Origin of the sequence: Flavobacterium sedimenticola (assembly GCF_030053345.1) — a bacterium.
GTDB lineage: Bacteria > Bacteroidota > Bacteroidia > Flavobacteriales > Flavobacteriaceae > Flavobacterium > Flavobacterium sedimenticola.
Window position 1 is genome coordinate 92,567 of record NZ_JASGBP010000010.1, and the last position, 20,881, is coordinate 113,447.

Below are 20,881 nucleotides of genomic sequence, written 5' to 3' on the forward strand. Positions count from 1 at the left end.
AATTAAGATTTTAAAAAAATGTTAAAAAACCGTAAACGCTATTCGGCTACTGTTTCTTCGGGATGATGGTCGAACGGTCGCTTTCCGAAAATGGCTTCCAAATCGTCCTTAAAGATGACTTCTTTTTCAATGAGTATATCCGCTAATTGCTGGAGTTTCTCTTTATTATCTTGTAATATTTTAATGGCTCTTTGGTATTCGTTTTCGATTAAGTTGGATATTTCTTTATCGATTACCAGAGCGGTTTCTTCCGAATAAGGTTTTGAGAAATTATACTCGCTTTGTCCCGAAGAATCGTAATAGGTAATGTTTCCTAATTTGTCATTCAGACCGTAAATGGTCACCATAGCGCGAGCTTGTTTGGTTACTTTTTCCAAATCGCTTAAGGCTCCGGTGGAAATTTTGTCAAACATCACTTTTTCAGCGGCACGGCCTCCCATAGTAGCACACATTTCGTCGAGCATTTGTTCCGGTCGCACAATCAAACGTTCTTCCGGTAAATACCAAGCGGCGCCCAAACTTTGTCCACGCGGCACGATTGTTACTTTAACCAACGGTGCGGCGTGTTCGAGCATCCAGCTTACAGTGGCGTGTCCGGCTTCGTGAACGGCAATGGCGCGTTTTTCTTCCGGAGTGACAATTTTGTTTTTCTTTTCCAATCCGCCTACAATGCGATCAACGGCATCTAAGAAATCTTGTTTGTCCACGGCTGTTTTGTTGTTTCGTGCCGCAATCAAGGCAGCCTCGTTACATACGTTGGCAATATCGGCACCGGAGAATCCCGGTGTTTGTTTGGCTAAGAAATCGACATCTAAATCGTCCACCTTTTTTAATGGCTTCAAATGCACTTCAAATATTTCCTTGCGCTCGCGGATGTCCGGTAAGTCGACATAAATTTGACGGTCGAAACGTCCGGCCCGCATTAACGCTTTGTCTAATACATCGGCTCTGTTGGTAGCGGCCAATACAATAACATGGGTGTTGGTTCCGAAACCGTCCATCTCGGTCAACAACTGGTTTAAGGTGTTTTCGCGCTCGTCGTTAGAGCCCGAGAAGTTGTTTTTACCACGCGCTCTACCCACAGCATCAATCTCATCAATAAAAATAATCGCCGGTGATTTGTCTTTGGCTTGTTTGAATAAATCGCGAACGCGGGAAGCGCCGACACCCACAAACATTTCCACAAAATCAGAACCCGACAAAGAGAAAAACGGCACTTTGGCTTCCCCGGCTACGGCTTTGGCTAATAGTGTTTTTCCGGTTCCCGGAGGACCAACTAACAAAGCTCCTTTCGGGATTTTACCACCCAAAGTGGTATATTTATCAGGGTTTCTTAAAAACTCTACAATTTCTTGTACTTCTTCTTTGGCGCCTTCCAAACCGGCTACATCTTTGAACGTGACTTTTACATCGGTTTTTTCGTCAAACAATTTAGCGCGCGATTTTCCGATATTGAAAATTTGCCCGCCACCGCCACCGGCTCCGCCACCCGACATTCTTCGCATGATGATAATCCAAAGACCAATGATGACAATGATAGGCAATAAAGTGATGAATAATTCGCTCCAATTGCTTTTCGGTTTGAAGTCGTAATCTTTGAGTTTGCCGTCTATTTTGGCTTTTTCGATTTTGTTTTGGAACACTTCATCATTCCCTATTTCGAAGGAATAATGTGGTCCTTTGTTAGGGTTGCCTAACATGTCTTTGGCCAATTTACTGTGGGCTTTGTCTTTTAAAGCCGCAGCTGTAAGATAGGCTTCTCCTTCGGTTTTATTGTAGATTACTACTTTTTCAATTTGACCTTTATCTAAAAACTCATTGAATTTAGAAGATGAGATTTTGACAGTATCCTGAAAACCGGAACCGCCTAAGTAGTTTAATCCGAAGAAAATAATAATCAATCCGGCATAAATCCACCATGGATTTATTTTAAAATTATTGGGTTTCTTTTCAGTAGCCATATATTTTTTCAGTGCAATTTTTAATAATTAGTAGGGATAGTGGTAATTTGGGCATCACCCCATAAGCCTTCAATGTTGTAGAATTCGCGTATTTGTTTTTGGAAAACATGCACCACAACGTCAACATAATCCATTAAAACCCACTCGGCATTATCGGTTCCTTCTACATGCCAAGGTTTGTCTTTTAATTCTTTGGAAACCAGTTTTTGGATGGAGTTAACGATGGCGTTAACTTGGGTATTGGAGTTACCGTTGCAAATAATAAAATAATCGCATACGGCGGTATCTATTCCTCTTAAATCAAGTATGTCAATGTCATTTCCTTTAACTTCTTCAATGCCTTTGATGATACTTGCCAGAAGTACATCGGTGTTTACTGCTTTTTTCGTCATCTACTATTTATGTGTATTTGGCAAAGGTATTACTTTTTGTCCTTATTTTTGCTTAACAAAAGTCTAAAATTCACTCTTGTTTTTTAATTCGTTATGACACTAATCAAACTCGATGCCATAGATTCCACCAACGATTATTTGAAGCAATTGAATCGAGAAAAGTGGTTGGAAAATTACACGGCTGTCATGGCTCATGAACAAACCAGAGGGAAAGGCCAAATGGGAAATGCGTGGGAGAGCGAACCCGGTAAAAACCTCACCGTCAGTGTTTTGGTTAAAGATTTGCCCACGGATATGGTTTCGGTATATGATTTTAATGTGGCTGTGGCATTGGCTTGCATTGCGCTGTTGGCATTTTACGGCATTGAAAAAACAAACATCAAGTGGCCTAACGACATTATGGCAGAAAACAAAAAAGTAGGCGGTATACTAATTGAAAATCAGTTTAAGTCGAATGGGTACTATACTTCCATTGTGGGTTTCGGGTTGAATTTGAATCAAACCGATTTTGAACATTTACCCCAGGCCAATTCGCTGACCAATATAACCAAGCAAACGTATGTTATTGACGAAGTAGCTGAAAAGTTTGTCAAGCTGTTGAAGCTTCACTTGTTGCTATTTCCGGAGCGCGTTACCGAAGCTTGGTTTCGTTATAATGAGCTGCTTTTTAAAAGAAATAAACCGTCAGCTTTTGAAGCTGTATCGGGTCGACGTTTTATGGGAATTATCCGGGAAGTTTCCAAAGAAGGTAAGTTAGTAGTGATGCTTGATGATGATAGTGTAGTGCAATTTGATTTAAAAGAAGTCAAAATGTTATACTGATTAAGCGTCATTGAATTCGCCGATATGCCATAAAATGCCTGACGGGTCGTGTAAAAAGCACTCTTTTCCCCAATCCATTTGGCGTAGGGGCAGTAAGCGTACCTTTTCGTATTTGGACGAGAGATCTAAAGCGAACCAAGATTGATAAACATCTTCTACCAGATGTACTTCCATAAAAACCATCGTATTATCTACCCAATCTTTTACATAAGCATCTTGCAGGTAGAAAGCAAAATTTCCCCATTTGAAACAACTTAGGGTAGGAGTTAAAACCACTTCTTCAAATCCCAACTCTTTATAAAAACTTCGAGATATTTTGTAATCTTTTGCACCGATAAAGGGACGAATAGACTTGATAGGGTTTTTCATAAGGTTTCATTTCTTTGAAGAACTAATTTTTTCAGCAACACAATTTGACCCAAATGATAATAGCTGTGTTCTATCATGGCTTCAATATTGCGACGGTAGGTTCCATATTTTTCAGCGACAAAGACTTGGGATAATGTAGCTTCGCTCATGGATTGGACATGGTTGGCAAATGTTTCGCTGTGATTCCAGAAAGTAGTTAAAAAATAATCCCATTCTTCTTGGGTCTGTAACGACCTAAAATCAAAACTGTATTGGTCTTTAATATCCAATGTACCGCCATTGAAAACGGTATTTAATCCGTTGATGTAATAGTGTATGTGTTGCGCTAAAACCGCTATAGAATTGGCCGAACCCAAAACGGATGTTGCCATTTCCAAGGAGGTTCCGGTTAATTGTTCTTTGAAATTGGTATTGGCAATCCATTTTCCGTTTATTATCACGTCTCTGAATCGGTTGGCTAAATCTAAACCTGTTTCCATACGATTTGTTTTATAATTTTAAAAGACCTCTGAAACCTCGCGCTGCATAATATGACTCGGCTCCGTTGTGATAGGTAAAAACGCAGTTGTATCGGCGGTCACCAAATAAGGCGCCGCCCAGTTTTCTGATGGCTGGTGGTGTGGCAATCCAACTCGATGTTTTTGCATCAAAGACACCTACTTCCTGCAGTTTTCGGTATTGGTTTTCTGTTAAAAGGGTAATGCCCATGTCGGTAGCTACATCGAGCACACTGTTTTGCGGTTTATTTTCTTTTCGGCTGTCTAAAGCTTCTCGATCATAACAGTAACTTCTTCTTCCTTTGGGACTTTCAGCGGAGCAATCGTAAAAATGGTATTGCTGATTCGTTTCATCAAAATCGATTACATCGGGTTCGCCTCCGGTAGCTTCCATTTGGTGAAGCGACCAGAGTTGTTCGGGAGACGATTGTAACTTTTCTTCAATCTTCATCCAGATCATTCCGGGATGTCTGTGCTTGTTCTCGAGAAAACGATTTTTTAAAACAGCTATCAGTTCTTCGGATTGCTGTTGTGATAGTACTTTTTTGGTTTTCATGGGGATTGTTTTTGTGCAAAAGCGATGATATGTCCGTCCGGATCGGCAAAATAACACACTTTGTCGCCCCAGTCTCGGTCAGTTATTGGGCTTATCAGTTGGGCGTCTGAGGCAATAGCATTGTCAAACTCAAACTGAATATTTTCGACATAAAAATAGAGTTCGCATCGCGGAACACCATTAGCCAAATCGGGATGCGGCATTGGCGGAGTCAAAATTTCAGCCATTCCTTTGTTGGGCATTAATCCGATTTTAGAAAATTCCGAAAGGGTAAACTCAGTCATTCCCGGGACGTCTAAGTCGGGTTTTTGACGTAAAATCTTTTGATAAAAAGCACGGCTTTTTTCCTGATTGTTAACGTAGAGAATGGTTTCTAAAAATTTTTGTGACGCCATGACATCAAATGATTTGTACTATTTGATTTGTTTACTTCCGAAGATACGATTCTCAGCTTCTTAAAATTTTTTCCATCGCTTTTCCTTTCGCTAATTCATCAATCAGCTTATCCAAAAAGCGAATTTTTTGCATCAGTGGTTCTTTGATTTCTTCTACACGATAGCCACAAATAACCCCCGTAATTTTGGATACATTCGGATTCAGTTGCGGCGCCTGATTGAAAAACGTTTCAAAATCGGTTTTGATCTGTAAATGTCTTTGCAATGCGGTTTCATCATAGCCGGTGAGCCAGCAAATAATGGTGTCGACTTCGGCTTTTGTTCGGCCTTTCTTTTCCGCTTTATTGATGTAATGCGGATACACACCGGCAACTGACATTTTGTATACTCTGTGATTTTCCATTGGTAAAGAAATTTAAATAGAAAACAACGACAACTAAAAAGCCGACGCCCATGCTAAAATAGTAAAAAAACGATGAGTAATCGAATACGGAGAAGAAGTTGTCCGTTTTTTTATGAAAGTGTTTCGGAGAAGAATTGTCTGAACATAGCACCCCAAAACCCTCTTAATACAGTCTCAAAATACTAAGAGGGCGGAGTGGTAGGTTCTAAAGTGCCGATGCATCAGCGCATGCTGGTTTGCACAAAGTGCAATAACGTTTTGCGCTCCACCGGCGTGGGGAATATCTTAAAGCAACGATCAACTGCAGAAGCGATTCGTATCCGAGGAAACTCCGGGAATTCTTCGGCAATAACCTGAATAATGAACTTACGTTCCAATGGTTTATCGGCACTGATAAACGGTTTGTCGTAAATTATTTTGCATTGCTTTTCTACATTACTCCAACACATGATTTCTTATTTTTTAGTTAGTTAGTATTGTTTTCAATTGTATCTAGCGACCAAGTGTAAACTACGTTACAGAAAGCACCTGTTTTTTTTCTGTCAATTTCGCCATCCGCAAAAAACTCGTCTCCAAATCGTTCGAACATTGATATGAACCCCATATCCCTGTCAGGTACTCTGGCCAGCACTTTGCCTACCAGCGGTAGCGACTTTTTGGTGATTACCAACCATGGGTTTTCGGTATCTAACATACCGTCAACTGTTTGTAGTGCTTCGCCACCCATTTCATTTTCAATATCCTGAAGCACTGAGACTGCGTTTCTTACCGCTGAGCGGGAATGCCGTACATAAAAATGGACATTAAGCTCTTTGGAAGGCGGCATATTTCTCCGTAACAGCAGTAATCCTTCGCTTCCCGGACCATTATCATCAAAGTGGATTTCATTTTGCTGATTGGGTGTCACTTTGATAGGATTACTCGGCAAGGTACTCAGTACCATTTTGTCGGGATCTGTTGGATGTTCTGCAATTACTACAAAATAAAGTTTCCAACGTCTTTTGGGACGTTCTATGTTGAGTTGATTGATTTCTAATCGTACTTTCATTCTTCTTATTTTACGAAATTTTAAAAAGACCTGCCCATGGGTGTACTGCTTTACAAATACCACTAAGAAAGAAGATAATAGATGGGCAGGATTTTTAAACTAACCAAAACTCAATTAGCTGTTATTTTGATTATCTAAAATTCGGGATAAGAAATCAAAAAAAAAATCCCCATTAATGGGGATTTTTTATGCTGATTTTGGTGTAATTTTACTACAAATAGTCGTATTTCCGCTCTAAAGCGTATTTGGTCAAATCGGTTTTGCCAATCGTTTTGATTTTTTTTGACATGTTTTTTCGATGGGAATCTACCGTAGATTTTTCTATAAAAAGCGCATCCGCAATTTCTTGGGATGATTTTCCCTCGGCAATCAGCGTTAAAATTTCTTTTTCTCTTGCGCTGAAAAACAATTCATTTTTGGGTTTATCAAGTTCTTCATCGGTTTCATCGGCAAAATATGTAAATCCTTCCGATACGGCACGAACCGCGTCAAGTACCGTTTGTAATGAAGAGTTTTTCATGATGTATCCCGAAGCACCGGCTTCTTTCATTTGCAAAATAGCATCGTCGTTATCAAACATACTGAAAGCAATCACCTTCGTATTGGGCAATTCTTTCTTGATGGTTTGAGTGGCATTGATACCGTCACATTTCGGCATCCGAATATCAGTAATGACCACATCGGGTTTTAGTTGTAGGGCTAAGGTGATAAGTTCGAGACCATCGTTGGCATAGCCCACAATTTCAATGTCACTTTCATTTTTGAGGAATGCTTTCATTCCGTCAATCAAAGCCTGATGGTCTTCGGCAATTACGAGCGTAATCATAGCGGTATATCTATAATGATGGTGGTACCTTTTCCTTCAAAACTATCAATGTTAAAAGTACCGTTGAGTTGTTCTACTTTCTTTTCTATATTGTGTAATCCCATACCCTCATTTTTATTGAGAGCTTTCACGTTGAAGCCTTTACCGTTGTCTTCAATGATGATGTTAATACTGTCGGAATCTTGGGTGAGACTGATGGTAATTTGACTGGCTTGTGCGTGTTTGATGGCATTGGTGAGTATTTCCTGAATCATACGAAACAAGGTAACTTCGAGTTTGTTTTCCAGTCGGTTTTCCATCCCGAAAGGGATTACTTCGACTTTTAATTTGTTCGGAATGGCCACTTTTTTGGCGATGTTTTGAACCGCTGTCACCAATCCTTCATTGCCGATTACCCCGGCATTCTTAGCGTGAGCCATACCTCTGACTTTCTGATAAGCTTCTTCAATCAAATCGTCGGTTTTGGTGAAGAGTTCTTTTTGATCTTCCGAGCTGTAACCGCTTTGTTGGTAGAGGTTTTGAAAATTCAAACGCAACGTAGCCAAAATACTGCCCAAATTGTCATGTAAATCGTTGGCTATTTTGAGGCGTTCTTTCTCTTGTCCTTCCAATAGTTTGTCAATTTCAAGTAACTCTTGTTCTTTGAGTACGTTCTCCAGTTTTTGGCTTTCCAATAAGCGTTCCTGTTCGGCTATTTTTTTCTTTCGGTTAATGTAACTGATACGGAAGTAAGCACCGGTTAGGAAAATGAGAAATATTCCGATAAAGCCGTATATCACTAACTTGTTTTTCTCGTCTTTGATTTTTAAGGCTTGGTTTTCGAGTTCTTTTTCTTTGGTTTCGTATTTGGTGTTTAACTCATGAATTGCTTTTGCTTCTTCTTGCTCATTAATTATCTTTTCTAATTCAACTTTTTTATCATTATATTCAATAGCTTTTTCAAAGTTCTTAAGTTGTTTGTATGTGTCAGACATTTTTCCATATAGTTGAATTTTGAAGTTAGTTTTATAATCCTTCATTTCAAGAGTGTCTGTGATTAGATAATTTTTTATGGCTTCTTCTAATTTTCCTTCCTCTCTACAGAATGCCGCTTCATTTATAAAAATATAGGCCATTAAATCTGTGTTTTTTGTCCTTTTAAGGTATTTTAGAACATTAGCATTATACTTTCGAGCCCTATCAATGTCATTCATGGATAACCCATAGACCACAGCAATCGATATATCGAGCTTAGCCATTAAAACGGAATCCTTTATTTTTTTAGCTTCTTCTTTGGCTTGATCGTAATAATGAATGGCTCTTTTAGGTTCCTTACTAATTAAACCATTACCTATCTCTCTTAGTGTTGAACAAAGCAGTGGAATATTATTCTCTTTCCGTGCATAAACTACAGCTTCATCAAGTAGATGTTTATAACTTTCATATTTATATTTTGAGAGTCCTTTGATTTGAGCAATAATTATATTTATTTCAATAACCTTGTTGAAATTTTTTAACTTTTTATAACTGTCTTTAGCCTTTAAAAAGAAATCTAAAGCCTCATCAGCATAATTATTCAGATAATTAGTTTTGGCATAAAAATGATAATATTTAGCTCTCTCTTCCTCATTTATGTTGTTAGGATTTATTTTTTTTAAAAAAGAAATTCTTTCTGTATAATTTAGTTTTTCAAATTGATTTTCTAGTTTTTTTAAAACCATGTTTTGAGACAATGCAGGTATAGTAGCAACAAAAAATATTGCAAATAGTAACAATGCCTTAATCGGTTTATTTTTTAACATTCTCAAAATCAAATATTATCCGGGTAAATTTCCTGATCCGTTGGCACCGGGAGGTGAGCCATTAGCCAAATAAACATAAATCCCGGCTTTGTAATTTTCAATATACTTATTATCATCAGCATTAGTGGTCGGGTCAAACCCAATGCCGTGATGTACATACACGATAATTTCATCATTTTTGGTAATGTCGGCGATGTTTTTGTCGGAAGGAGTACAATAGCTTGTGTCTAACACACTGAACGAAATATCATTTTCGAGCAAGTTGTTATCCGGAGGGTAATGACTGAAATTGGTAGCGTTTCCATCTTTGGTTTGTAAAATAGCCACGATAGCAAATCGAGTTGGGCTACAAATGTTGTAATACGCACTGATGTAAAATTCGTCTTTGCCAATATCCGTGGTTTGTACATTCAGATTAAAGGATTTTTTGACCGGATCAAAATTTCCTGTGGATTGGTATACGAGCATCTTTTTTGGGTTTAGGTTAGTTGTATCAAAGATGAGAAATAAATTTGTAAAAAAAAATCCCCATCAATGGGGATTTTTAAAAAGGATAATGGAGTATTAGTAGTACAAAAGTTGGGATTGTTTGCTTAAAAGGTTGGTAATGATTCAATATCTACATTCACATAAATTGTCGTGCCCGTCTTTTTTTCAAAAAAATGTATCTTTGAACCCAAATTGTTGTTAAATGATACCCATTGCCACGCAAACTGCTTTAGAACAATATTTCAAACCGTTCCGACAAAATATTATCGGTATTGATCAGGAATTTGAATCGCCTTTCGGTAGAAAAAAAATCATCTATACCGATTGGACAGCCAGTGGTAGATTGTACCGTCCGATAGAAGAAAAACTCATCAATTTGTTTGGTCCTTTTGTCGCCAATACCCATACCGAAACTACAGTCACCGGAACCGCTATGACTATGGCGTATCACGAAGCTAAGCAAATCATCAAAAGGCATGTGAATGCTAATGAAAATGATATCTTAATCAATACCGGTACCGGAATGACCGGTGTAGTCAACAAGTTTCAGCGTATTTTGGGAATGAAAATACCCGAAAATCTGAAAGATTTTGTCACCATTCCGAAAGCGTTAAAGCCTATTGTGTTTATATCCCACATGGAGCATCATTCCAATCAAACGTCATGGTTAGAAACCATAGCTGATGTGGTTGTGATTCCGGCCAATGACGAAGGATTACTCTGTATGCACGAATTCAAAGCATTGTTAGCGCAATACCAAGATCGAAGTTTTAAAATAGCATCCGTTACATCGTGCTCAAATGTCACGGGTATTCGTACACCGTATCATGAAGTAGCCAAGTTGATGCATCAAAATAACGGGGTTTGTTTTGTAGATTTTGCTTGTTCCGGACCTTATGTAGACATCAATATGCACCCCGATGAAGAAAGTTACTTGGATGCGATTTTCTTCTCCCCACACAAGTTTTTGGGTGGTCCGGGAACGTCGGGAGTTTTGATTTTTAATAAAAATTTGTACAAAAATAATGTGCCCGATTGTCCGGGTGGCGGCACTGTTTCGTGGACCAATCCTTGGGGCGAGCACAAATACATCGATAATATTGAAGATCGTGAAGACGGCGGAACGCCCGGTTTTTTGCAAGTAATTAAAACCGCTTTGGCCATTCAGTTGAAGGAGCAAATGGGAGTTGCCAATATACTCGAACGCGAGCATGAGATAGTCGACTATATATTTGCCGAACTGAATTCTATTGAAAATTTGCACATTTTAGCTGGCCAGCATCAAGACCGATTAGGTGTTATTTCGTTTTATATTGATGATTTGCATTACAACTTAGGGGTGAAGTTGCTCAATGACCGTTTCGGAATTCAAACCCGTGGCGGCTGTAGTTGTGCCGGAACCTACGGGCATTATTTATTGCATGTAGACAAAGAAAAATCTCACGACTTGGTTTGTAGAATCACTTCGGGTGATTTAATTCAAAAACCGGGATGGATTCGAATGTCGATACATCCTACTACAACTAACGAGGAAGTACAGTTTGTTTGTGAAAGTATTAAAGCGTTGGCTGAGCATCACAAAGCATGGTCGGTTGACTATGAGTACAATTCCAAGACCAATGAATTTTTGCATAAGAAGGCACAACATACCGAAGCAGCCATGGTAAAAAGTTGGTTTAGGCTTTACTGAAATTAAAACTACTTTTTTCTGTGTTTCCAGCGTTTGTGTGTCCACAAATAATATTCGGGCGCCTCGTAAATCTGTTTTTCTACTCTTCTCAAAAAATCATCTGAAATCTGATAATTCGGAACTTCTTTCGGATTTTCAAACATTTCTTCAAAAGTAGCTTCGTAATAGCCTCTTTTTACTTTTTTCACCCGAAGAAACAGTACATTCATATCAAATCGTTTGGCCAACATTTCGGCGCCGGTGTGTATCGGCGTTTCGATACCCATAAAAGGACCCCAATGATAAGCTTTACTGGCTTGCGGCGATTGGTCGCTGGCAAAACCATAAAGTCCTAAATGTTTATTTCTTTCATTTTTTTCGATAGTCGGAATGGTTTCACGCGTGGTAATCAGGGTTGCTTTAAATCGAGATCGAATATCCCGAACTAATTTATCAAAGTATTTGTTGTTTATTTTTTTATAAATGGCAAAACCTTCAAATTGGGTATAATGATTCATCGAAATTACCCATTCATAACTGGCGTAATGTGCACATAGCAGGGCAATGCTCTTTTGTTTCTTTTCGTAGTTAAGGTATACATCCAAGTTGGTGAAAGTAAATCGTTTTTCAATTTCCTTTTTTGAAATAGACATGGTTTTAATCATCTCCAAAAACATGTCACATAGGTGTCGATACGATTTCTTTTCAATGGCTAATCTTTCTCCATCAGACAAATGGGGTAAAGCGATGGAAAGGTTGTGACGAACGGTCTTTTTTCGGTACCCAATAAGATAATATACAATCAGATAAATGCCATCTGAGATTAGATACAGTAATCTGAAGGGGAGTATAGAGATAAACCTTAACAGAGGATAGAGAAGAATAAAAGCAATAAATTGCATCTGTGATAATTTTATGCAAATATAAATGGAAATGTCGTTTTAAAAGATTTGCAGTAGCAAAACCTGGAGAAGTATTAGTATTTTTACGGAAAATATATTGAAAAATGAATAATCTTATTTTGTTAGGGCTCATATTGGTCAACGTTCTTATCAGTATTAAAGGATTTAACGATGCGGATTTTTTCAGAAAGTACCAGTTTCATGTGGGAAGTATCAGAGCCGGCGAACAATTCAGAATGTTCACGTCTGCCTTTTTGCATGCCGATGTGATTCATTTGGCATTTAACATGATTGCCCTTTATTCATTTGCTCCTGTAGTTTCAGAGGAGTTCGGTAATTTTTCGTTCTTAGTGATTTACGGAGGCAGTCTTATTTTCGGAAGCCTTCTAACCATGATATTTCACGGTAATGATTACAGTTATAGGGCTGTTGGCGCTTCAGGAGCGGTAACCGGAATTATCTACTCTGCTATATTGCTCTTTCCCAATATGAGTATTTTGATTTTTGGAGTCCTTCCGATGCCGGCCTATATTTTCGGAATTTTGTATTTATTATACTCCATTTACGGTATGAAGGCCCAAAATGACAATATTGGTCATACCGCTCATTTTGGAGGAGCGGTTGGCGGTTATGTTATTACTTTGTTAAAAGAGCCAATGTTGTTTCAAGATAATACCTTGATGGTTATTTTGTTAGCCATTCCTATTATTATTTTGTTCATTATGGCCAAAGTCGGGAAGTTATAAATGGCATAACTTTTGAAATGCCCATTTGCAAATCATAAATCAAAAAAAGAAAGCTATGACAACGAAAATTCAAGAAAAGTTCACTCAAATGAGTAAAAAATCAGTAATCATTTTGGCCTTACTAATTACAGGCATTTCGATGGCACAAGAGTCAAAACCTCAAATTCCTCAAATAACCGTTACGGGTGAAGGAAAAGTAAAAGTAACTCCCGATCAGGCTATCGTAACTGTTGGGTTCCAAAATTCGGGTAAAGACGCCAAAGAAGTTAAGCAACTCAACGACGAAGTAGTCGATAAAGTAATCAAGTTTTTAAAGAAAAGCGGTATTGCAGCATCGGATTACAAAACCAACAATGTGAGTTTGAACAAAAGTTATGACTACGAGAAGAAGAAGTATACCTTTATGGCCAATCAAACGATAAGTATTACTCTAAAAGATTTATCGAAGTACGACGATATCATGATGGGACTTAATGATGCCGGAGTGAATTCGATTCAGGGTGTAGAATTTAAATCGTCTAAAATGGAAGAATTTGAAAAAGAAGCCCGAAAAAAAGCGATGCTCAATGCCAAACAAAAAGCGACTGATTATGTATCGGTACTCAATCAAAAAATAGGTAAAGCTTTATTAATAAGTGATAATTCTCAAGTATATTATCCGCAACCGATGTTCAAAGGAAATATGATGGCTATGGCTGCTGAAGCAGATTCGAGCCGAGAAACATTGGCCGTAGGTGAAATTGAAATTAATGCCAACGTTACGGTCTCTTTTGTTTTAGAGTAAAACGTGAAGTTGATTATAAAAAAATCCCGTTTCAAACGGGATTTTTTTATGACTGCTTTTTATGATTTCGGAAGTGGAGCGCCCACGGCAATATCACATCGGTGACCGTCTTGTCCGTGTGGCGGATTCATCCCAGGGGCGGTTGTTGTTGTGGCTGAGCCGCTTTCGGTGCTCAAAATGGCCGGAGCGCCCGAGGGTTGTGTCGTTGTCGAGGTAGTAGTAATGGTAGCCGGATTAATTTGTTGTGTGGTTCCGGAACCGGCTTTTACGGCTGGCTTTACAGGAGAGTTCAATGGGGCGCCTACAGCTATGTCGCATCGATGTCCGGGTTGTCCGTGTGGCGGATTCATCCCCGGTTTGGTAGTTACCGGCGCCGGATTCAAAGTTACCGGTTGTCCTGTCGTTACGGGCTGCGCACTTTGCATAGGGGTAACATTTTGCGTTACCGGTTGCATATTGGGTGCGGTTTGATTCGGGATGGTTTGCACGCGCGGCATAATAATTTCTTTGGGTTTATCGCCGGATGTGGTTACGGCTTCTTCCTCTTTTTTACAAGACACCATCAGAAATGCAGCGGATAATAAGGAACTGAAAATTACTTTTGATTTCATAAGCTCAATTTTTGAAAATCAAATATACCGTATTTTGGTTTACCACCAACAAAAAAAGCACTCAAGTAAACTAGGTGCTTTTATTATTTATACATTCATACGTGGGGAGAGCAGGATTGCTTCGCCATCCTACGGAGTTACGCTCTGAAAATGCATAAAACAAAAAAACGCTCAAGTAAACTTGGCGTTTTTTATTATTTATACATTTATTCGTGGGGAGAGCAGGATTCGAACCGACCTTGCAATTCCTTTATTTACGAGGGTTTTAAAAACCTAAAAAACTAGGGTCTCGATTTTGCATCTGTACTGCAAAAATCATCAAATCTTATGAGGTAAATTTAATGATTATTAGTTATTTGAACAAATTAATTGGATGGAATCGTACTATTTTTTGTACTTCATAATGAACTAGTTTGGAAGCTTTTCAGTGAACCTGTAGACCTAAATCTATTAATCTTACCCTACAACATGCAACGCAAAACTTCTTCTACTGGAAGACCGGAATATTTGCAGAATTCTTCTACTGAAATATATTGATGATCTTCTTTATTAAGGTGTTTTTTTATCTTGATTAAATACAATCTTGCTTGAGTGTATTCTTTCCCCATTATGCGTTGAACGTCTTTCGGGTACATGCAGATTCTTCCATTGCTTGCTCCCATTTAACTTATTGATACTTTATATATGCCTTTGGTATGTCTTTGTCATGCCGAACATATTACACAAAACTAAAGAATTTTTGAAGAACTCCACAAATTAAAATTGGTGGTTATAGTTGATTATTTGTGGGTATTGATAGATACTCTTTTTAATGTGATTTTTATGTCTGAATCTTTGTTCAAATCATTGAGATTTAGTTGCAACGATTATCGAAATGAAAGTGAATTGTGAAAATGAGTATTAATCAAAAATTGTAAAGATTATGGCTAGACAGAAAGGCATAATTAAATTGAAAGGTACTATCGGGGATATTACCTTTTACAAGACGCAAGATGGGCATTTGGCACGCGAGAAAGGAGGAATTGATGCCAGTAGAATTGCCAGTGACCCAGCGTTTCAAAGGACTCGTGAGAATGGTTCTGAATTTGGTAGGGCAGGAAAGGCTGGGAAGCTTTTGCGCACTGCTTTAAGACCATTACTTATTAATTCTGCAGACAGTAGAATGGTAAGTAGGCTTACCCAAGCTATGGTAAAGGTTATTCAGGCTGATACCGTTAGTGAAAGGGGTTTGCGAAACGTTATTGACGGTGAGGCAGAATTGTTGTTTGGCTTTGAGTTTAATATTCGCGGAAAGTTAGGTACTAGTTTATATGCGCCATTCGTAGCTGCTATTGACAGGATTTCGGGAGAGATTACTGTTGATATCGCATCATTCATTCCGGCGAATATGATTGCTGCACCAAGTGGGACTACCCATTTTAAAATCATTTCCGGAGGCGCAGAAGTGGACTTTGAGGCTGAGACTTATGTTGTAGCTACCTCTGAAACGGCAATCTTGCCATGGGATGCCACACCAACTGCAGCTATCACTCAAACTAATGCCGTTACGGCCAACTCGACAAAGCCCTTGTTTTTGGCTTTGGGTATTGAGTTTTACCAAGAAATCAACGGGCAAATGTATCCATTAAAAAATGGTGCTTTCAACCCCTTGTCAATTGCTAAGGTTGATAGTGGAGTGTAATGGACTTCGACTCCCGAAGTCTCGGGACAGTCTCACAAACACAGTTTAGAAGTGGTTTTAGTATTAACCAGAACTTATTTCCCCAAGGGAACTAATGGTAAACTCGAATGCGAGGGCAAATTCATTTGTTATACCATTGAATTGCCTTGGAAGAATAACGAAACGAAGGTTTCCTGCATTCCTGAGGGGAAATATTTTATCAGAAAGCGATACAGTAAGAAGTATAAATGGCATTTGGAAATCATTGCAGTAAAAAACAGAAGTTTTATTCTGTTTCATCCGGCCAACAATGCCCGCAAAGAACTGAATGGCTGTATTGCACCGGTAACCAAGATATCGGGAGCCGGATTAGGTTTACTATCCCGAAAAGTTCTTGTCAAGTTTAAAGCTATCGTCTACAAAGCCATGGAGCAAAAGCAACGCGTTTTAATTATTATCAAATCTTAAATTTTTTACATTATGAAAACAATTTTTTTAAATAAACTGAAACAAGTATTGTTTCTTTTAATGGCTGTTTTAGGAACACTTATCAGCTATTCCCAACCAACTCGTACAGCTACCATAGGTGGTGGTAAGACACCAGATATGGGTGGTTTTTTTGATGTTGGAGGGAAAAAGGATCCCGGGCCAAATTTATTTACCATACAGCGTGGTTCAATTCAATTTGATAGAATATCAATATTTGAAGTTGGAGGCATAAGCCATGATTCGAGTGTTTTTACCATAGTTGCTGAAACAGGGGTGAAGTTAAAACCGCAGTCTACATTGATAAATGTTGAAAATAATTTTGGTAAAAGTCAAAAGAGTTTTTTGGTCGACTCAATAGTTCAAGAATATATGAACATGGCCGAGAGATTTGTTATAACTGAATCAAAGCGAGTCAGAGTTTCATTGATTGTTTAAAGATTAATTGTTATGACTATTAGAAAAAGAGCACAAGCTCCTACTCCGAAATTTTTTAAAGTGCTTCGAAACATTGGATTGGCTCTTGCTGCAATTGGCGGAAGTATATTGGCTGCACCAATAGCTTTACCAGTTGTTGTAACCACTGTTGGAGGATATTTGGTTGTTGCCGGAGGGGTAGCTTCGGCCGTAAGCCAATTAACTGTTGAAGATGCCAATGTCAACAAATAATTCAACGATGATAGGGACAGCCGGGGGTACACTTTTAAGTGTTGTGCCTAATATTTATTCGGCTGATATTGTAAAGACTGTACTTTTGGCCTCTATTGGAGCTATAGTTAGTTTTACAATCTCTTTGATTCTTAAAAGAGTTTTGAAGAAGCACAAAAAATAGTTTAATCTTTGTTGTGGTAACCTAGATTAAAAATGGTGAAGCCAAGTCGAGAGACTTGGCTTTTTTGGTTATTAATCTAGAAGGCTTTTTGAAAGTAATAAGATTTATTGTCTGCTTTGAATATAATCTGATAAATTGTCAACATTACTGCTGAAAGTAAAGATTCCATTCAATTTGAAGTAGTTTTTGGGTTCAATGCAATAGTCATATGCATATTTAGCAAAGTCTAATTTATTGTCTTCAAAGTTAAATAGATTGGCAATTTGGATTATTTGATTAACATTAAGGCAATTTACATTAATCACTTGTTTTGCCGTTTTGAGTCGGGTATCTTCGAAGCTTTGTTTTTTGATAGTTGCCAATGCTGAATTGAAATTGGCTGCTGTCATTGATGGTCGGCCGTTACAACCACGAGAGGGTTCAGGGGAATTAATAATTACATTTCCAGATTGTGTTGAAGAAGAAGTAGTGGTGGTGGTGGTGGTTTGTGTTATTACTCCATTTCCTATGTTGTCATTTATAGAGACTCCCATACTGATTCCACCTACATTTACTCCAACACCTACATTAGTGCCTCCAGATTGGGTTGTTGTTGTAGTTGTTTGAGTCACACCAGCAGTTTGATTTACAATTACAGGGATTTTAGGCTGACCATAATGGATTACATGAATATTTGACGGTGGTATAAAGTCGGGGCGGACCGGAATAGATGAAAAGTAATTCAATTTCATTTTTGTCTTATTGTTTTTATCTCGTTTGATTTTATAAGTTACATCGGAGAAGACATCATCTACATCAGTAATCATCAAATTGTTTTTTGAGATTTCTGATAGTGCTGTGTCCTCAAATTTTATTTTTACGTTGTAGTAAGGCTGATTTAAATCTTCAACTCTGAGATTTGTTTGAGGAGTATCATTGATTACTTCACCGTTTAGAATTAAAGTAAAACGGTCTCCATCTTCTGAAAAAATATTAAGATGTCCCACTGGGCCAGACTGAGAAAAACTGTATGTTGATACTAACAACAGCGTCATTAAAATAATTTGTTTTTTCATTTGTAAGTTTTTAAAACGTGATTTAAAATAGTTTGAGAAATAATTATTCTCCTTACTTTTTTAGAACTTTTCTATCAAATAGTCTAACTTCTTTTTATAAAGAAGTATTATATAGCAAATATAGATTGTCACAAGTTTTAATTTATACCTGAAAGCAGGTAATTTAATCTGAATTCTTTTGGGTTTAGGTTTTAGGGTTATCTTTTACAATATCTGTTCACTATTACTCTTTTTAAATCGTTTATAAGCATTATGTTCTGATGAAATTGATTTGCTTTTTCCTCCAGTAATTGCAGTGCTCGAATATCTTTTTGATGTTGCTCGAAATCGGCTAGCATTTCATCGGCTTTGCTTGAAAACTCACATACGAAATCATGGATTCGTAAAAAGGGAATTACAGAACCTACAAGGTTTCGGTGCCAAAATTTGGATTGCCATAGGCTGTACGTTATCCAAAAAATACTTTCACAATCCTGCTCCTTTTCGAAAATGACAACAAAGCAGTTTGTAAATGGTTCTTTTGATGGCTTCCCGCCATTTAGTCCTTTGTTAAGGATGAATAAATGAGGTTTCAGATAATTGATATCTTTTTTGTGTGTTTTGATAATGAAGTTTGTCATGATACTGGATTTAAAAATTACATCTTCTTTTCTTTCAGTTTCCAGAGGACGTGTATGCTGCGCTTTTCTTCGTATACAAAATTTTCTCAAAAGAAAAAGAGAAAAAAAGAAAGCCAGTCGTTGAAGTGGAGGGTTTCAAAAAAAGCAAGTTTTTCGGGTAAAATACTACCCGAGAAGAGAACGAAACATTAATCGTCTACACAAAAAATAAAAGTGATTGGAATTGTTAGGGTGGAGATTTTATCCGAAACCCGAAGGGCTTGAACTTGCTTTTTTGAATACCCGGAACTTACCTTTGCAGTCTTTTTTTATTTTTTTTTTGATTCCGAATTCATTGTTGTTTTCAAAGATGGGTGGAATCTACTACAGGGTTTGGGAAAGGGTATAAAATTCCGGTACGGATTTTATACGCTTTCTTGGTTTTGGTTTTATGTGTGCCTTGAGTATTGAACAGTAATCGATAACTGACTTAAGCAGTAAAGTTGTTAAGAATTAGCATAGGCACTTATAAAAGCAATGCAGATTCTGACCTAGTGCGACGGGGCAGTAGCGCGGGCATGGGTATGATTTTTTATTTGCTAAGTGGTATAGTTGTGATTGCTTTTTGGCTGGCCGATGCCTTGTTGATAACATACATTTGGAAGAGTTCCACAAGCAGCTAAAGTATATAGTTTGTTGTAGAGGCATTGGCTAGCCCGGAAAGCAATATAAACAATCGTTCCAGGCAAATGAAAAATTATACTCTTGCCGGGAACTTTGGTTTTATGGGTGCCGGGATAGTAGGCAGTGGGCAGTGGCAGTATTCAGTAGTTTTGCGTTAAAGTACTCGGAAAGGCACTTATAAAAGCAATGCAAACACTACCGATTTAAGCGGTTAGCTGATAAAGACAGTTAACGAGTGAGTAAATAGCAATTTAAATAACCGGAATGCTTCTATTGAAAAGGTAAACGTTGTTTATGGCGGCGGTGAAGTGGTGGTTTTTTTTAATAGCTGGGTGATGCGATGGGAGCTATTAAAAAAGTTGCCGCTGAACCGCCGACCAGAGCGTTGGGTGCGCGGCTTTTTTACATAATGTTGTTATAGATGCTTCAGCGCTATAACGCCACATTATGTAAAGAAGCTTGGAAGGAGAACTACCTCGCCAAGATGATAAACGAACGCTTTTCAACCAAGTATTTGTTAAGTTTTTTCAGTAGCCATAGTCAAAGATGTACTATTGTATGTTAACACTCAACAAGATTTTGTTTTTATGTAAATAATCAGTACAGTAAAAACTATTTACGTGAATGGATATATTTAATGTTCTTATTTTTTGATTATTCTAATGATTTTGAACCCATTTTCCGAATTTACTTTTACATAGTAAATACTATTTGCTAATGATGATAAATCAATAGTATTCTCATTTGAGTTTGTTTGTTTGCTTATTAGAATCTGCCCTAAGGTATCGATAACACTAATATGCAAAATATTTAATCTCGATTTTAAATAAACAATGCCGGTGGTTGGTGACGGGTATGCTGTAATAGAACTATTATCAAATGAAATTGTGTTAAGCGTTACACTTACTACAATTTCAAAAGGTTCACTGAGACACCCATCAATTGTATTTACAGCAAAATAGTTTTGTCCATTTTCCAAGACGGTATCCAACGGTAATGGGTTATTTCCTGATAGTGCATCTGATAAGGTGTCATACCAAATTACATTTGTTGGATTAATTATCAAATCTGCTATTGTTACATCACTTAAATTTTCAACGTTAAAGTTTTGAGTATTATTACCTGTTGGTGCAGGTGTAGTATTTACGGTAATGGTTAATGTTGTTGTAGTAGCACATTGCCCGGCAGTAGGCGTAAAGGTATATGTAGTGGTGTCGGTATTGTTTAGTGTTGGCGCCCAAGTACCGGTTACACCGTTATTGGAAGTAGTTGGTAAGGCGTTTAAAGTAGCACCAGCGCAAATTGGATTTACCG

At 37.9% G+C, this 20,881-nt stretch carries 25 protein-coding genes; 8 read left to right on the top strand and 17 right to left on the bottom strand.

The window, feature by feature from the left end:
- Nucleotides 1-38 precede the first annotated feature (38 nt).
- On the bottom strand, nucleotides 39-1,961 hold the full coding sequence (gene ftsH / locus QHT84_RS12810) for an ATP-dependent zinc metalloprotease FtsH (protein WP_283239964.1): 1,923 nt from the start codon (nucleotides 1,959-1,961) through the stop codon (nucleotides 39-41).
- A 20-nt stretch (nucleotides 1,962-1,981) separates the two neighbouring features.
- Entirely contained in the window at nucleotides 1,982-2,353 is a 372-nt protein-coding gene (rsfS, locus tag QHT84_RS12815; protein WP_283239965.1) for a ribosome silencing factor, read from the bottom strand.
- A 93-nt stretch (nucleotides 2,354-2,446) separates the two neighbouring features.
- Here rsfS and QHT84_RS12820 point away from each other — a divergent pair, with 93 nt between their 5' ends.
- Nucleotides 2,447-3,175 carry a biotin--[acetyl-CoA-carboxylase] ligase gene (locus QHT84_RS12820; protein WP_283239966.1) on the top strand — a complete coding sequence of 243 codons (729 nt, stop codon included), beginning with the start codon at nucleotides 2,447-2,449 and terminating at the stop codon, nucleotides 3,173-3,175.
- Here the strand turns inward: QHT84_RS12820 and QHT84_RS12825 are convergent, their stop codons facing one another.
- The 10 genes from QHT84_RS12825 to QHT84_RS12870 form a co-directional block, all read right to left on the bottom strand.
- Entirely contained in the window at nucleotides 3,176-3,544 is a 369-nt protein-coding gene (locus tag QHT84_RS12825; protein WP_283239967.1) for a VOC family protein, read from the bottom strand.
- Nucleotides 3,541-4,023: a DUF1572 family protein gene (locus QHT84_RS12830; protein WP_283239968.1), complete on the bottom strand. Its 483-nt coding sequence runs from the start codon at nucleotides 4,021-4,023 to the stop codon at nucleotides 3,541-3,543. The genes QHT84_RS12825 and QHT84_RS12830 overlap by 4 nt, the downstream gene beginning before the upstream one ends.
- Nucleotides 4,024-4,033: 10 nt before the next feature.
- The gene (locus QHT84_RS12835; RefSeq protein WP_283239969.1) at nucleotides 4,034-4,597 is read right to left on the bottom strand and encodes a DUF4256 domain-containing protein; all 564 of its coding nucleotides are present in this window, start codon (nucleotides 4,595-4,597) and stop codon (nucleotides 4,034-4,036) included.
- The gene (locus QHT84_RS12840) at nucleotides 4,594-4,992 is read right to left on the bottom strand and encodes a VOC family protein (RefSeq protein ID WP_283239970.1); all 399 of its coding nucleotides are present in this window, start codon (nucleotides 4,990-4,992) and stop codon (nucleotides 4,594-4,596) included. Before QHT84_RS12840 ends, QHT84_RS12835 begins: the two co-directional genes overlap by 4 nt.
- A gap of 52 nt (nucleotides 4,993-5,044) precedes the next feature.
- Nucleotides 5,045-5,395, bottom strand: a complete 351-nt coding sequence (locus QHT84_RS12845) for a DUF2200 domain-containing protein (RefSeq protein WP_283239971.1) — start codon at nucleotides 5,393-5,395, stop codon at nucleotides 5,045-5,047.
- 221 nt (nucleotides 5,396-5,616) lie between these two features.
- The gene (locus QHT84_RS12850; RefSeq protein ID WP_283239972.1) at nucleotides 5,617-5,844 is read right to left on the bottom strand and encodes a hypothetical protein; all 228 of its coding nucleotides are present in this window, start codon (nucleotides 5,842-5,844) and stop codon (nucleotides 5,617-5,619) included.
- Between the two features lie 17 nt (nucleotides 5,845-5,861).
- Nucleotides 5,862-6,443 carry a hypothetical protein gene (locus QHT84_RS12855; RefSeq protein ID WP_283239973.1) on the bottom strand — a complete coding sequence of 194 codons (582 nt, stop codon included), beginning with the start codon at nucleotides 6,441-6,443 and terminating at the stop codon, nucleotides 5,862-5,864.
- 211 nt (nucleotides 6,444-6,654) lie between these two features.
- Nucleotides 6,655-7,269 carry a response regulator transcription factor gene (locus tag QHT84_RS12860; RefSeq protein ID WP_283239974.1) on the bottom strand — a complete coding sequence of 205 codons (615 nt, stop codon included), beginning with the start codon at nucleotides 7,267-7,269 and terminating at the stop codon, nucleotides 6,655-6,657.
- A complete protein-coding gene (locus tag QHT84_RS12865; RefSeq protein WP_283239975.1) occupies nucleotides 7,266-8,969 on the bottom strand; it encodes a sensor histidine kinase in 1,704 nt (567 codons plus the stop codon). Before QHT84_RS12865 ends, QHT84_RS12860 begins: the two co-directional genes overlap by 4 nt.
- Nucleotides 8,970-9,065: 96 nt before the next feature.
- Nucleotides 9,066-9,518: a hypothetical protein gene (locus tag QHT84_RS12870; RefSeq protein ID WP_283239976.1), complete on the bottom strand. Its 453-nt coding sequence runs from the start codon at nucleotides 9,516-9,518 to the stop codon at nucleotides 9,066-9,068.
- Between the two features lie 223 nt (nucleotides 9,519-9,741).
- Between QHT84_RS12870 and QHT84_RS12875 the strand changes: the two genes are divergently transcribed.
- Entirely contained in the window at nucleotides 9,742-11,229 is a 1,488-nt protein-coding gene (locus tag QHT84_RS12875) for an aminotransferase class V-fold PLP-dependent enzyme (RefSeq protein ID WP_283239977.1), read from the top strand.
- 8 nt (nucleotides 11,230-11,237) lie between these two features.
- Here the strand turns inward: QHT84_RS12875 and QHT84_RS12880 are convergent, their stop codons facing one another.
- Entirely contained in the window at nucleotides 11,238-12,110 is an 873-nt protein-coding gene (locus tag QHT84_RS12880; RefSeq protein ID WP_283239978.1) for a lysophospholipid acyltransferase family protein, read from the bottom strand.
- A 104-nt stretch (nucleotides 12,111-12,214) separates the two neighbouring features.
- Here QHT84_RS12880 and QHT84_RS12885 point away from each other — a divergent pair, with 104 nt between their 5' ends.
- Both QHT84_RS12885 and QHT84_RS12890 read left to right on the top strand, forming a co-directional pair.
- Nucleotides 12,215-12,856: a rhomboid family intramembrane serine protease gene (locus QHT84_RS12885; RefSeq protein WP_283239979.1), complete on the top strand. Its 642-nt coding sequence runs from the start codon at nucleotides 12,215-12,217 to the stop codon at nucleotides 12,854-12,856.
- A 55-nt stretch (nucleotides 12,857-12,911) separates the two neighbouring features.
- Nucleotides 12,912-13,640 carry an SIMPL domain-containing protein gene (locus QHT84_RS12890; RefSeq protein WP_283239980.1) on the top strand — a complete coding sequence of 243 codons (729 nt, stop codon included), beginning with the start codon at nucleotides 12,912-12,914 and terminating at the stop codon, nucleotides 13,638-13,640.
- A gap of 59 nt (nucleotides 13,641-13,699) precedes the next feature.
- Here QHT84_RS12890 and QHT84_RS12895 read toward each other — a convergent pair whose 3' ends face one another.
- Nucleotides 13,700-14,251, bottom strand: coding sequence for a hypothetical protein (locus tag QHT84_RS12895; protein ID WP_283239981.1), 552 nt, complete (start codon nucleotides 14,249-14,251; stop codon nucleotides 13,700-13,702).
- Nucleotides 14,252-15,173: 922 nt separating this feature from the next.
- Between QHT84_RS12895 and QHT84_RS12900 the strand changes: the two genes are divergently transcribed.
- The 4 genes from QHT84_RS12900 to QHT84_RS12915 are packed head-to-tail and all read left to right on the top strand — an operon-like array spanning nucleotide 15,174 to nucleotide 17,066.
- Nucleotides 15,174-15,932, top strand: coding sequence for a hypothetical protein (locus tag QHT84_RS12900; RefSeq protein WP_283239982.1), 759 nt, complete (start codon nucleotides 15,174-15,176; stop codon nucleotides 15,930-15,932).
- Nucleotides 15,933-15,983: 51 nt separating this feature from the next.
- Complete coding sequence (locus tag QHT84_RS12905; RefSeq protein WP_283239983.1) at nucleotides 15,984-16,379, top strand: DUF5675 family protein; 396 nt, start codon at nucleotides 15,984-15,986, stop codon at nucleotides 16,377-16,379.
- A 12-nt stretch (nucleotides 16,380-16,391) separates the two neighbouring features.
- On the top strand, nucleotides 16,392-16,835 hold the full coding sequence (locus tag QHT84_RS12910; protein ID WP_283239984.1) for a hypothetical protein: 444 nt from the start codon (nucleotides 16,392-16,394) through the stop codon (nucleotides 16,833-16,835).
- 12 nt (nucleotides 16,836-16,847) lie between these two features.
- Nucleotides 16,848-17,066: a hypothetical protein gene (locus QHT84_RS12915; RefSeq protein WP_283239985.1), complete on the top strand. Its 219-nt coding sequence runs from the start codon at nucleotides 16,848-16,850 to the stop codon at nucleotides 17,064-17,066.
- Between the two features lie 267 nt (nucleotides 17,067-17,333).
- Here the strand turns inward: QHT84_RS12915 and QHT84_RS12920 are convergent, their stop codons facing one another.
- The 3 genes from QHT84_RS12920 to QHT84_RS12930 all read right to left on the bottom strand — a co-directional run.
- Complete coding sequence (locus QHT84_RS12920) at nucleotides 17,334-18,284, bottom strand: DUF4476 domain-containing protein (protein WP_283239986.1); 951 nt, start codon at nucleotides 18,282-18,284, stop codon at nucleotides 17,334-17,336.
- Between the two features lie 197 nt (nucleotides 18,285-18,481).
- Complete coding sequence (locus tag QHT84_RS12925) at nucleotides 18,482-18,904, bottom strand: DUF6943 family protein (RefSeq protein WP_283239987.1); 423 nt, start codon at nucleotides 18,902-18,904, stop codon at nucleotides 18,482-18,484.
- Between the two features lie 1,306 nt (nucleotides 18,905-20,210).
- Nucleotides 20,211-20,881, bottom strand: a 671-nt coding sequence (locus tag QHT84_RS12930; protein ID WP_283239988.1) for a T9SS type A sorting domain-containing protein, incomplete at its 5' end; no start/stop codon positions are given.